This is a genomic window from Flavobacterium melibiosi (genome assembly GCF_048158545.1).
Classification (GTDB): domain Bacteria; phylum Bacteroidota; class Bacteroidia; order Flavobacteriales; family Flavobacteriaceae; genus Flavobacterium; species Flavobacterium melibiosi.
Genome location: NZ_JBLNKU010000002.1, coordinates 13,863 through 27,467, shown reverse-complemented (window position 1 = coordinate 27,467; position 13,605 = coordinate 13,863). Strand labels below are relative to the sequence as shown.

The window sequence follows — 13,605 nt, the reverse complement described above, 5'->3', positions numbered from 1 at the left end:
AAATATGAAATACATATTAATATTACTATTTGCTGCTTTTGTGTCTAATGCCCAGATACAAAAAGAACAATTAAATCTTATGCCGTGGCCTCAAAATATAAATTTGACCGCTGGTACTTTTGCTTTAAGCAAAAATTTTAAAGTAAATATTACCGGTAATCCAAATTCTAGAATTTTTATAGGAGCAACCCGCTTTTTACGAAGATTGGACGGCAGAACAGGATTGTTTTTGGAGCAAAGTTTTTTGACAAAAGTCAATGAAAGTCCAGAAGCAGAATTGCAAATTAATTGTGTTCGCAACGGAAAAATAGAAATAAATGAAGATGAAAGTTATAGCCTTACTATTGAGTCCAATAAAATAACAATCAATGCCACATCCGATTTAGGTGCGTTGCATGGTTTGGAGACATTATTGCAATTACTGCAAAATAGTAGTACTGCCTATTATTTTCCTACTGTTGAAATTACCGATTCACCAAGGTTTACCTGGAGAGGATTAATGATTGATGGTGCAAGACATTTTCAGCCGGTGGATGTAATCAAAAGAAATCTGGACGCGATGGCTTCAATGAAAATGAATGTTTTTCATTGGCATTTAGCCGACGATCAAGGATGGAGGATTGAAATGAAAAAACATCTTAAATTGACTGAATTGGCCTCAGATGGGTATTATTATACTCAGGAAGAAATTAAAAACATCGTAAAATATGCTGATGATAGAGGAATTTTAGTTATTCCGGAAATAGATGTTCCAGGTCATGCTTCGGCATTCCTTGCAGCATATCCTGAAGTAGGAAGTAAAGTAAGTGAAGGGAAAGTTACCTATGAGGTGCAAAGAAATTCAGGAATTTTTAATGCAACATTAGATCCTTCAAACCCAAAAACCTATCAATTGCTAAGCGAAATTTTTGATGAAGTTTGTCCTTTATTTTCAGGTGCCTATTTTCATATTGGTGGTGATGAAAACAATGGGAAGGAGTGGAATGCAAATCCTAAAATACAGGAATTTAAGAAGAAATATAATCTGGCTAATAATCATGATTTGCAAACCTATTTTAACATGCAGTTAATTCCAATGTTGAAAAAGCACAACAAAAGAATGATGGGCTGGGAAGAAATAATGACCGAAAACATGTCTAAAGATGCTATAATTCATGCTTGGAGAGGAACGAATGAAGGTCTTGCTTCTGGAGGATCATTAATCAAAGCAGCAAAAAGTGGTTTTAAAACAGTTTTATCGAATGGCTATTATATTGATTTAATGCTTGGTGTGGAGAAACATTATTTGAATGACCCGATACCCAAAAACAGTATTCTGACTCCGGAAGAAAAAGCCAGAATATTGGGAGGAGAAGCAGCCATGTGGAGTGAACTTGCAACGCCTGTAAATATAGATTCAAGGATTTGGCCACGAACAGCTGCTATTGCGGAACGGTTGTGGTCCAATGAAAATGTTATCGATATGAATAGCTTGCACAAAAGATTAAAAACTATTTCTTTTAGATTAGAAGAACTAGGAATTACGCATTTGAGAAACAAAGAAGTGATTTTAAGAAACATTAGTAACAATCAAAAAACTGCGGCACTGAATGATTTTTCTAATGTTTGTGAACCGTTGAAAAATTATACCCGTAATGGTGGAGGGAAAAAATATCGAATGCATTCTCCATTGACCTTATTTGCGGATGCGTGTACTGCCGATGCATTAGATGTTTTTGATTTTGATACTGCGGTAAAAAACTATTTAGAAAATAAAAGTAAAGAAAATCAAGTTTTGGTAACCAATTTTTTCAAAAAATGGATTACTATGAATAGTGATTTAATTGGTTTAAGTGCTAATGCTCCGCTGGTGCAACCGCTTTTGCCATTATCAAAAAGTTTAAGTGATTTATCACAACAATTGTTACTCGTAATGGAGAAAAAACAAACGGTAAACCCAACGGTATTAAATGATTTATTGGAACAATGTAATTCTAAGAAGAATGCCGATGTAGAATTAGCAGTTTACAATAGTTTAAAAAAATTACTTTAAGTTCTAAATCGATATAAAATATTAGTTTTTTTCTATTTGGTTAATGGTTTGTTTTAAAGAAAATTAATATTGTAATCCTGACAGGTATGATTCTGTCAGGATTTTTTTTGATTAGCGCTTTAATGTTTAAGCAAATTACAATTCATAAAAATGTATTTTCCGAATTAAAAAAATCAGTATTTTTTTCGTATTTTTGCAAAAATTTTATAAAAAAATATTCATGTTAACAGTAAATAATTTATCAGTTCAGTTTGGCAAACGAATTTTGTTTGACGAAGTAAATACTACCTTCACACACGGTAATATATACGGAGTTATTGGAGCCAACGGTGCTGGAAAATCTACTTTTCTTAAAATAATTGCAGGTGAAATGGATCCAACATCGGGACATATTCATTTGGAACCAGGTAAACGTATGTCGGTTTTAAACCAAAACCATAATATGTTTGATGAGAGTACCGTTCTTGAGACCGTAATGATGGGTAATAAAACGTTGTATGCCATCAAAAAAGAAATGGATGCTTTGTATTTAGATTACAATGATTCAAATGCAGACAGAATAGGAGAGTTACAAGTTCAATTTGAAGAAATGAACGGTTGGAATGCTGATTCTGATGCCGCATCAATGTTATCAAATCTTGGTATTACAGAAGAACATCATTATACTTTAATGGGAGATTTGGAAGGAAAGATAAAAGTTCGTGTCCTTTTAGCACAAGCACTGTTTGGAAATCCGGATTTACTTATTATGGATGAGCCTACCAATGATTTGGATTTTGAAACTATCGCTTGGTTAGAAAACTTCTTGGCCAACTATGAAAATACAGTAATTGTAGTTTCTCACGATAGACACTTTTTAGATTCAGTTTGTACACATATTTCGGATATTGATTTCAGTAAAATAAATCATTATTCAGGTAATTATACTTTTTGGTATGAATCAAGCCAATTAGCTGCAAAACAACGTGCTCAACAAAACAAAAAAGCGGAAGAAAAGAAACAGGAATTAGAAGAATTTATTCGTCGTTTTAGTGCGAATGTGGCCAAATCAAAACAAGCTACTTCTCGTAAAAAAATGATTAGCAAGTTGAATATTTCTGAGATAAAACCATCAAGTCGTCGTTATCCTGCGATTATTTTTGACCAAGAGCGTGAAGCAGGAGATCAAATCTTGAACGTACAAAATCTAAGTGCTTCTATAGATGGTGATGTTTTGTTTAAAGGAGTAGATTTGAATATGGCGAAAGGCGACAAAATCGTTCTTTTCTCAAAAGATTCTCGTGCTACAACTGCTTTCTATGAAATTTTAAATGGAAACCAAAAAGCAGATTCAGGAACTTATGATTGGGGAGTCACTACAAACCAAGCGTATTTGCCAGTAGAAAATCATTCGTTTTTTGAAAGTGATTATTCGCTTGTAGATTGGTTGCGTCAATGGGTAAAAACAGAAGAAGAGCGTGATGAGGTAAATATTCGTAGTTTTCTTGGAAAAATGATTTTCTCTGGAGAAGAAGCGTTGAAAACTTGTAGAGTATTGTCTGGAGGAGAAAAAGTACGTTGTATGTTGTCTCGAATGATGATGGAAAGAGCCAATGTCTTAATGCTTGATGAACCTACGAATCACTTGGATTTAGAGTCCATTACAGCCTTTAATAATTCATTGAAAAACTTCAAAGGATCAGTAATTTTTACTACTCATGATCATGAATTTTCTCAAACGGTTGCTAATAGAGTTATTGAATTGACTCCAAATGGTGCGATTGACCGTTATATGACTTTTGATGATTACCTTGACGATGAAAAAGTAAAGGAATTGAGAGTTAAGATGTACACAGTATAAAAGCAATAATGTCCAAAAGATTAAAGAAAAATCTCCCGCACTTGTGGGAGATTTTTTTGTCTAATTGAAAATGTAAATAGATTAAGTACAGTTTACTTCCTTCCAAAGATTTTACTTATGATAAAAACTACGATGGCGATTACTGCAATTACAATAAAAATACCGACACCCATTCCGGCTTTAAATATACCTTCTATTACTGAGCAGCTTGTAAATGAAATTAGTATTATAAAAAGTATCAATAATCTTGTTGTTTCTTTTTGCATGATTTTTTAATTTTGAAAGTTTTATATCATAATAAAGGTATAGAATCAGATTAACGATTCATTATATAATTTTTGCAGTTTTTTGTAAAATTTTATAGTTATTGAAAAAAAAATAACAAAATGTTTGTTTATAACTATGAATTATTTTTTTTAAACTACTTTTCATCCAAAAAAAAATATATTTTTGAATTTTCTTATTTTTATCCAATTCAAAATATGACCAACATTACTTTAAATTTAAAATCTCCTAGAATAGAAGTGGTAGATGCCTTACGTGGTTTTGCTATTATGTCTATTATGTTACTTCATAATGTAGAACATTTTGAATATTATCATTTACCGGAAAATTTTCCAATTTGGCTTGTAGCTTTGGATAAAATAGTTTGGGATTCTTTATTTTTTCTTTTTGGAGGAAAGTCTTATGCCATTTTTGCGCTTCTTTTTGGTTTTAGTTTTTACATTCAAAATGATAATCAAGCTAAAAAAGGAAATGATTTTCGAGGGCGATTTTTTTGGCGTATGATGTTGTTATTAGTTTTTGGACTTATTAATACTGCATTTTATCAAGGAGATATTCTAACTTTATATGCATTTCTAGGACTTTTATTGATACCGGTTGTCAACTGGAGTAACAAAGCTGTTTTTATTACTGCAGTTATTTTGATGCTGCAACCTTTAGAATGGGGAAGATGTATTTATTATATTCTAAATCCGGATTATGTTGCACCACCTAATTTGTCTAATGCCTATTATGAAAGCATTGGACTTTTTATGAAAAATGGTTCTTTCGTAGATTACGTAGTTGGAAACTTGACATTAGGAAAAATTGCCTCTTTATTATGGTCTTGGGAAAATGGAAGGTTTTTTCAGGCTCCGGCTTTATTCTTGTTTGGAATGTTACTGGGTCGAAAACAACTTTTTAATGCAACCGATGCAAACCAACAGTTTTGGAAAAAAGTATTACTATATTCAAGTATTTTATTTATACCATTATTTGTATTAAAGACTCATACGGTAGATGTTATAGCGAGAGTAACGTTATCTAATAAACTCACGGTTATATTTGCTTCTTGGTCAAACGTAGCATTTATGTTAGTTCTCGTTTCAGGATTTGTTCTATTGTATCAAAAGGATTCGGTTACTAAAGTGCTTTCTAAGCTAGTTCCTTTTGGAAAAATGAGTTTGACTAATTACATCATGCAATCTATGATTGGGGCCTTTATTTATTATCGATATGGTCTTGGCCTTTTTGAATATACTGGGGCAACATATTGTTTATTGATAGGGATTATATTATTTATTGTTCAATTATCATTTTGTACCTGGTGGCTTAAAACCCATAAGCAAGGACCTTTAGAATATATTTGGCACAAAGCAACATGGATTTCATTCGGTAAATAATAAGTGCAATTATTTTCTCTCTTTATAATCATTAAATCATAAAGTGGAATTCGTATATTTGTAAAACCAAACAACACACTTTAACATGAGTCAAAAAGTATTACTTACTGCAAAAGAAGTTACTATCATATTACATCGTTTGGCCTGTCAATTAATTGAAAAACACTTAGATTTTTCAGACACTATTTTAGTGGGTATTCAACCTAGAGGCGTTTTTTTAGCGGAACGTTTGAAAGAAATATTAGAAAAAGAATACCAAACACCTGAAATTCAATTGGGCTATTTGGATATTACATTTTTCAGAGATGATTTTCGAAGAACTGATAAGCCATTAGAAGCAAATAAAACCAAGATTAATTTTATTGTTGAAAATAAAAAAGTTATTTTCATTGATGATGTTTTATTTACCGGACGAAGCATTCGTTCCGCTTTGACCGCCATTCAATCCTTCGGAAGACCTTCAGAAATAGAATTGCTGGTTTTGATAGACAGACGTTTTAGTCGCAATTTACCCATTCAACCGGATTATAGAGGAAGACAGGTTGATGCTATAAATAACGAAAAAGTAAAAGTGAGTTGGAAAGAAAATGATGGTGAAGATGGCGTATATTTAATTACAAGTTAGACAACATTCTATTTGAAATCTAATTATTAAAAAACTAATAATCGTAAAAAAAAATGAAAGAATTAAGCGTAAATCATTTATTAGGAATAAAATACATCAACAAGAATGATATTGACTTAATTTTTGAAACTGCCGATCATTTTAAAGAAGTTATCAATCGACCAATTAAGAAAGTACCTTCTTTACGAGATATTACCATTGCCAATATTTTTTTCGAAAACAGTACCAGAACAAAACTCTCTTTTGAACTAGCACAAAAACGTTTATCTGCAGATTTTATTAGCTTTTCGGCTGCACAATCTTCAGTCAAAAAGGGAGAAACACTAATAGATACTGTTAATAATATACTTTCGATGAAAGTAGACATGGTAGTGATGCGACATGCAAATCCTGGCGCAGCTTATTTTTTATCCAAAAACGTAAAAGCCAGTATTGTAAACGCAGGTGACGGAGCGCATGAACATCCTACACAAGCTTTATTAGACAGTTACTCGATTAGAGAAAAACTGGGAGAAGTTGCAGGTAAAAAAGTAGTTATTGTAGGTGATGTGTTGCACTCCAGGGTGGCATTATCTAATATATATGCTTTGCAAATGCAAGGTGCGGAGGTAAAAGTTTGCGGTCCTAAAACGCTTATTCCAAGACATATTGAATCGCTTGGAGTAAGTGTAGAACCTAATTTGAGAAAAGCATTGGAATGGTGCGATGTAGCTAACATGTTGCGTGTGCAAAACGAGAGAATGGACGTGAATTATTTTCCTTCAACAAGAGAATATGCACAGCAATATGGAGTTGATAAAAAACTATTGGATTCACTCAATAAAGAAATCGTAATCATGCATCCTGGACCTATTAATCGTGGTGTGGAAATTACCAGTGAAGTAGCTGATTCGAATCAATCGGTGATTTTAAACCAAGTAGAAAATGGTGTGGCGATTAGAATGGCAGTTATTTATCTTTTGGCTTCAAAAATTCAGTAATTTCAAAGAAAAACTTAGTAACTTAGCTATATACTAACCTGTCTGCCGCTACGCAGTCTCTGAAACTCAAAAAAATGAAAGTAGATCAAAAAGGCCACACGATTACAATTAAAGATACACAAGGTGATTTTACCTCTTTTTTGATGAAGGTAACCCACCAATACAAAACATTTGAAAAACACAACTTGATTATTGATCTTTTGTTTTACAAAGATTTACCTATAAATAGTATAAAGTTATTTTTACCATTATCAAAACAACACAAAAAAGGTAAAAAGTCATTTGTTATTGTAGCCTCAGATTTTGATTATAATGCAGTTCCTGACAAATTAACTGTTGTGCCTTCCTTATTAGAAGCGCATGATATTATAGAAATGGAAGAGATTGAAAGAGAATTAGGTTTTTAAATTAGTGTATTCGGTTATTTGTTTAACCGTTTAATTGATTTAACCAAATACGTAATAACCGATTAACCGGTTAACCAAATAACCGAATACACAAAAAATTGAAATTAACAATACTTGGTTGCTACGCAGCAACTCCTCGGACATTTACTAATCCTACTTCACAGATTTTAGAAATAAAAAACAGACTTTTTCTGATTGATTGTGCAGAAGGAACCCAAGTGCAATTGCGCAAAAACAAAATCCGATTTTCTAAGATTAATCATATTTTTATTTCGCATTTACATGGAGATCATTTCTTTGGATTAGTAGGTTTAGTGTCTACTTTCACCTTACTAAACAGAACGACTGATTTGCATATTTATGGTCCAAAAGGAATTAAAGAAATCATCAAGTTACAATTGAGATTGTCTAATTCCTGGACAAATTATGGTCTGTTTTTTCATGAATTAGAATCGGTTGACAGCGAAGTGATTTTTGAAGATGAAAAGGTTTTGGTGAAAACCATTCCATTAAAACATCGTATTTATACCAATGGTTTTTTGTTCCAAGAAAAGATAGGAGAGCGAAAACTTAATCTGGATGCCGTTCAAAATTATGAAATTGATACCTGTTATTATCAGAAAATAAAAAATGGGAAAGACATTACTCTTGAAGACGGAAGAGTCATTGAAAACGATAAATTAACTTTTGACCCCATACCCGCAAAGAATTATGCTTTTTGCTCCGATACAGTTTATAATGAATTAATGATACCATTTATTGAAAATGTAGACGTTTTATACCATGAATCTACTTTCTTGCAATCAGAAGAAAATCTGGCTAAAAAAACATTGCATTCCACTGCAAAAGAAGCGGCAATGATTGCTTTGAAATCTAATGTGAAGCAATTAATTTTAGGACATTATTCTACCCGATACGATAGTATCGAACTATTTAAGGAAGAAGCTGAAACTATTTTCTCAGAGGTTCTTTTAGCCGATGACGGAAAAATTTTTGAGTTTTAAAAAAAGATTATAATCTACAACATATAAAATTGGCACTTGTATTTTTAAGATTATCGATTCTGAATAATCTTAAAATCGAACAATCTTAAAAATAAAAAAATGAGCGACTTAAGCAACTACAGAAAATCCTACGAAAAGAGTGAACTATTAGAGTCCAATATTCCAGAAGATCCAATAAACCTATTTAATAGATGGTTTCATGAAGCAGAGGATTTGGGAGGTACCGAAGAAGTTAATACAATGACTGTCTCTACAATTGGTTTGGATGGCTTTCCAAAGTCTAGAGTTGTTTTATTGAAAAAATTTAATGAAGAAGGATTTATTTTTTATACCAATTATAATTCAGAAAAGGGTAAGGCTATTGATAATAATCCTAAAATATGTCTTTCTTTCTTTTGGCATACCATGGAACGTCAAGTTATTATAAAAGGTATTGCACAGAAAACTACTGAAACCATTTCAGATAATTATTTTGATTCCAGACCTGACGGAAGTAAATTGGGAGCGATAGTATCAAACCAAAGTGAGGTAGTACCCTCGCGAGCATATTTAGAGGAAAATCTAAAACAATTAGAAAAAGATTATGATAGTATGGTTATTCCAAGACCGAAGCATTGGGGAGGTTTTTTGGTAACTCCTTTAGAAGTTGAATTTTGGCAAGGAAGACCTAACAGATTGCATGATAGAATCAGATACACAAGTCAAGAAGATTTCTCTTGGAAAATTGAACGATTATCCCCTTAATGTAAGAAAATTATATATTTAATTATTTTTATGATGTAGTTTATCGATTTTATTTGGTAGTTTAGCGATAAAATATGTAGTTTTAAAATATAATAAAGAACAATATTTGTAAATACCTTAAAGAAGTTTGCCCCACAATCTACTTTAAACTTAAACTACTACTATTATGAAAATAAAATTACTTCGCGCATTATTGCTCGTGGCTGTGATATGCACTATGAATTCTTGTTCTTCTGATGCTTCTGATGCACCAGTAGTAGATACAACATCACAAAAGGTAGTTAATTATTCTTATAATGCTATCGAAATAGAAACGATGGATTTGATAAATTCCTATAGAGTAAGTATTGGGTTAAATCCTTTAGAAAAAATTAATCACATGTCTTATAAGTCAGAAGAGCATGATAACTATATGATTGCTAATAATGTAGTTAATCATAATGATTTTGTTGCTCGCTCTGAAAATATTATGAAAACTTTGGGTGCTAAAACTGTTAGCGAGAATATTGCTTACAATTATAGTACACCTCAGGCAGTTTTGAATGCTTGGTTGGCTAGTCCAGGACATAAAGAAAATATTGAAGGTAATTTTACTCATTTTGGAATTGCAATTAAAGAGGATCCAGCGACAGGTAAAAAATATTACACAAATATCTTTGCAAAAATATAAGTTAATTTTTTGTTTTTTTTTGGAATTTAGAGGCTGTCTTCCCCCCAAAAGACAGCCTCTTATATTTTAAGAGTATTAGAAACCTAAAAAGAACTAAACTGCATAATGTTTTAAAAACACATAACTTTAATGTTTAATAATATAGAAAAGCCTAATGAAATCACTTTCATTAGGCTTTTCTATATTATTGTGAATCATCTTAAAAGAAGCTGCCGAAAAATATAGCTTCTTTAGCTTTTAATAATTACAGTGCAGTAATTATAAATTCGCTGCGTCTGTTTAATTGGTGTTCATCCTCAGTACATTCTACCTCGTCAGAACAATTGTTTACGAGTTGATTTTCTCCATAACCTTTACCTATCAATCTACTTGAATCAACTCCATTTTTGATTAGCCAGTTTATAGTGGATTTGGCTCTTCTGTCTGATAGTGCTTCATTGTACTCAAAGGTTCCACGACTATCTGTATGGGAGCGTATATCAAGCTTCATAGTTGGATATTGATTAAGAACATCCAATATCTTTTCTAGATCTAAAGCCGCCTCTACTCTAATATTAGATTTGTCAAAATCAAAGTAAATCATTTTAATGCCAAAGCATTTACCTAAATCATCGCCAATGGTTACTTTACATTTTGCTTTTTCCAATGTGATTGGTAAATAGGTTTTCCCATCTTCTGAAGCAATAGTTATTTTTTGCTCTTTGGTGGTGTATTCTGTTTTTTCAGCTCTTACATTGTAGGTTTTTCCACATTCGACAGTAAAAGAGTAATTTCCTTTTTCATCCGAAGTAGTTGTACTGACCAAATTAAATTGGCGGTCATATAAGGTTATTTTAGTATTTGGCAATAATTCTGCAGTAGTTAAATCCGTTATCTCACCATATAAAAGTTGTTCACAAATTAGCCTTTTCGTTTCTAAAAATTTATAAATATCATCATAGCCTTGACCACCATCTCTGTTTGAAGTAAAAAATCCTCTTCTCGATTTTGTATCAATTAAATATGCAAAATCATCTTTAGGAGAATTGACATCTGCACCTACATTTTGGACTTCACTGAAAGCGCCGTCTTCATTTATCTTGGACATAAAAACATCCAATCCTCCCATACCAGGATGACCGTCTGAGGCAAAATAGATTTCACTTTCATTTACAAACGGAAAAGTTTCTCTTCCTTCTGTATTGATTGCATTTCCTAAGTTTTCAGGTGTACCAAAACTACCATCATCATTTATTTTCACTTTAAACAAATCTGATTGGCCTATTGTTCCCGGCATATCAGAAGCAAAATATAATGTCTTTTCATCCGGACTTAAGGCAGGATGTGCCGTACTGTAATTGTCACTGTCAAAAGGAAGTTCAGTTATATTTGACCATTTGTCATTTTCTAAAGTGGCTTTGTATATTTTTATTAAAGTGATATTATTTCCATCTTTTCCTTTTTTACCATCAATATAGTTGTTTCGGGTAAAATACATGGTTTTTCCATCTTTTGTAAAAGCAGGTGTAGATTCGTGGAACTTTGAATTTATATTTTTATCAAACTTTTGAGCTGCCGTTGGAGTCATGTTATCTCCTAAATCGGCAGTGTATAAATTTGTAAAATACTGATTGGTCCATTTGTGTTTTCGGTGTCCTAAGCTTCCGGTGTCTCTTGCTGAGGCGAATACTATTTTGTTTGAATATAGTGCTGTTCCATAATCGGAATATTTCGAGTTAACACCCGCATCTTCCACTTGGTATCTTCCAGAATTAGCTTTTATGGCTTCTAAGTAATTGGTGTTTTTTTTGAAAAGTTTTCCTCGCATATCATTTCCCGCTTTTTGATTAAATAGCTCTAACATCTCATTAGCCTTATCATTTTCGCCAATTGATCTCAAAGACTGCGCATAACGGTAATAATATTCCGGTTCTAAATTGGTGGTATCCAAGGCAAATAATTCACCATACCATCTAGCAGCTTTGTCCAGTTCCGCATTAAAATAATAGGCATTACCTAATTTTTTAAACATATCAGCTGATTTGTATCCTTTTTCGGCAACCCTCTCATAGGTTTTTATGGCATCTACATAAGCATAGTTGTCATATTTTTGATCAGCTATAGTTACTCTTGCTTTTTGGGAATAAATGTTAAAAGAAAAAACACTTACTACTGTTATGTAAAGGAGTAGATTATTTTTCATAATAATTGTTTTTAAAAGAATTTCGGTGTTGTGATTCTATCTTTATTTTTGATTTTTTGTCTTTGCTATAACCTTCGATTTTTGTTTTAATTTCTCTAGTATTTCATTGGCTTTATCATGTTGACCAATAAATTTCAAAGATGTAGCATATTGATGATAATATTCCGGTTCTAAATCGTTGGTATTCATTGCAAATAATTCACAATACCATTCAGCTGCTTTTTCCAACTCTGTGTTAAAAAAATAAGAATCTCCTATTTTTTTAAATAGATCTACTGATTTATAACCTTTTTCTGCGACCCTTTCATAAGTTTTTATTACATCTACATAGGCATATTTGTCACTTATTTTATCAGTTACATAAAATTTTGAATTTTGAGGATATCCTTTAAAAGAAAAAATAGCCACTAGTGTTATGTAAAGGAATATGTAGTTTTTCATAATACTTGTTTTTAGAAGAATCTTGGAGTTGTTATTTTGTTGTTATTTCTGAATAATTCATATCGCAGGAAAATTTCGTGCGAACCGGAATTATAGTTGTCTAAATTAGTCGTTTCAAGGTCATAACCGTATCCTATATACAAACCTTCAGTAGCTTGAAAACCAACCATTGCACTCATCGCAGCGCTCCATCTATAAGCAAGTCCTATAACAAATTTTTCACTGAACATAAAATTCCCGGATACATCTACTTGAAGCGGCGCACCTTCAACCATTTTGGTTAGAACTGCAGGTTTGAATTTAATAGAATTATTCAAATCAAATACGTACCCTGCAATCAAGTAGTAATTAATTTTTTCTTTAAAAATAGCCACTTCATTATCATCATAACGATTGTTTTCTATAAAATTAGGAACGGAAAACCCCACATAAGCCTTATTTGAATGTAAATATACACCGGCACCGATATTTGGTGAGAATTTATTATTGTAATCATGTAGGCTAGGATCATCATCAACAGGATTTAATCGGGTTACATCCAAATCGAAAAGATTCGCAGTTGCTTTAATTCCAAAAGAAAGCTTAAAAGTCTCAGAAGTTGGAATGGTATAAGATAAATCAGCCGAGATGGTGTTCTCATGGGTAGGCCCAATTTTATCATTTATAATCGATACTCCCAATCCTAAATTATTTGCGTTTAATGGCGTATTCATGGAGACAGCGTTTGTAACTGGAGCTCCATCGAGTCCTACCCATTGCGTACGATGTAATGCAAAAATACTTAAGGCACCTCTAGATCCTGCATAAGCAGGATTGATATTTATTGTGTTGTACATGTATTGCGTAAATTGAGCATCTTGTTGGGCAAAACTTACAATGGCTGTAAACATCAAAACGATAGAAAATAGTTTTGTTTTCATAGTAGCTATTTATTATTTTAATTATCTATCGAACTCATTTATAAGAATCCGGCAGGTCAGTTGATAAATTGGATTACTGTTTATCATTCAGGA

General features: G+C 32.1%; 13 protein-coding genes. 10 read left to right on the top strand and 3 right to left on the bottom strand.

Annotated features, from left to right (window positions below; genetic code table 11):
* The first annotated feature begins 4 nt into the window (after positions 1-4).
* The 10 genes from ACM55F_RS02105 (at position 5) to ACM55F_RS02060 (ending at position 9,969) form a co-directional block, all read left to right on the top strand.
* Entirely contained in the window at positions 5-2,032 is a 2,028-nt protein-coding gene (locus tag ACM55F_RS02105) for a beta-N-acetylhexosaminidase (RefSeq protein WP_416852060.1), read from the top strand.
* 220 nt (positions 2,033-2,252) lie between these two features.
* On the top strand, positions 2,253-3,872 hold the full coding sequence (locus tag ACM55F_RS02100; protein WP_416852059.1) for an ABC-F family ATP-binding cassette domain-containing protein: 1,620 nt from the start codon (positions 2,253-2,255) through the stop codon (positions 3,870-3,872).
* Positions 3,873-3,989: 117 nt separating this feature from the next.
* Positions 3,990-4,148: a hypothetical protein gene (locus tag ACM55F_RS02095; RefSeq protein WP_416852058.1), complete on the top strand. Its 159-nt coding sequence runs from the start codon at positions 3,990-3,992 to the stop codon at positions 4,146-4,148.
* A gap of 206 nt (positions 4,149-4,354) precedes the next feature.
* The gene (locus ACM55F_RS02090; protein WP_416852057.1) at positions 4,355-5,539 is read left to right on the top strand and encodes a DUF418 domain-containing protein; all 1,185 of its coding nucleotides are present in this window, start codon (positions 4,355-4,357) and stop codon (positions 5,537-5,539) included.
* An 85-nt stretch (positions 5,540-5,624) separates the two neighbouring features.
* On the top strand, positions 5,625-6,164 hold the full coding sequence (gene pyrR, locus ACM55F_RS02085) for a bifunctional pyr operon transcriptional regulator/uracil phosphoribosyltransferase PyrR (RefSeq protein WP_282716456.1): 540 nt from the start codon (positions 5,625-5,627) through the stop codon (positions 6,162-6,164).
* A gap of 53 nt (positions 6,165-6,217) precedes the next feature.
* On the top strand, positions 6,218-7,144 hold the full coding sequence (locus ACM55F_RS02080; RefSeq protein ID WP_416852056.1) for an aspartate carbamoyltransferase catalytic subunit: 927 nt from the start codon (positions 6,218-6,220) through the stop codon (positions 7,142-7,144).
* 74 nt (positions 7,145-7,218) lie between these two features.
* A complete protein-coding gene (locus tag ACM55F_RS02075; RefSeq protein ID WP_416852055.1) occupies positions 7,219-7,551 on the top strand; it encodes a ribonuclease Z in 333 nt (110 codons plus the stop codon).
* Between the two features lie 98 nt (positions 7,552-7,649).
* Positions 7,650-8,555, top strand: coding sequence for a ribonuclease Z (locus tag ACM55F_RS02070; RefSeq protein WP_416852054.1), 906 nt, complete (start codon positions 7,650-7,652; stop codon positions 8,553-8,555).
* Between the two features lie 99 nt (positions 8,556-8,654).
* Positions 8,655-9,299: a pyridoxamine 5'-phosphate oxidase gene (gene pdxH / locus ACM55F_RS02065; protein ID WP_416852053.1), complete on the top strand. Its 645-nt coding sequence runs from the start codon at positions 8,655-8,657 to the stop codon at positions 9,297-9,299.
* A 166-nt stretch (positions 9,300-9,465) separates the two neighbouring features.
* Complete coding sequence (locus ACM55F_RS02060) at positions 9,466-9,969, top strand: CAP domain-containing protein (protein ID WP_416852052.1); 504 nt, start codon at positions 9,466-9,468, stop codon at positions 9,967-9,969.
* A gap of 244 nt (positions 9,970-10,213) precedes the next feature.
* Here ACM55F_RS02060 and ACM55F_RS02055 read toward each other — a convergent pair whose 3' ends face one another.
* Genes ACM55F_RS02055 through ACM55F_RS02045 form a run of 3 tightly spaced genes read right to left on the bottom strand, consistent with a single transcriptional unit; the run spans position 10,214 to position 13,512 of the window.
* Positions 10,214-12,151, bottom strand: coding sequence for an OmpA family protein (locus tag ACM55F_RS02055; protein WP_416852051.1), 1,938 nt, complete (start codon positions 12,149-12,151; stop codon positions 10,214-10,216).
* Positions 12,152-12,193: 42 nt separating this feature from the next.
* On the bottom strand, positions 12,194-12,592 hold the full coding sequence (locus ACM55F_RS02050; protein WP_416852050.1) for a tetratricopeptide repeat protein: 399 nt from the start codon (positions 12,590-12,592) through the stop codon (positions 12,194-12,196).
* 11 nt (positions 12,593-12,603) lie between these two features.
* Positions 12,604-13,512: a PorP/SprF family type IX secretion system membrane protein gene (locus ACM55F_RS02045; protein WP_416852049.1), complete on the bottom strand. Its 909-nt coding sequence runs from the start codon at positions 13,510-13,512 to the stop codon at positions 12,604-12,606.
* Positions 13,513-13,605: the final 93 nt, after the last annotated feature.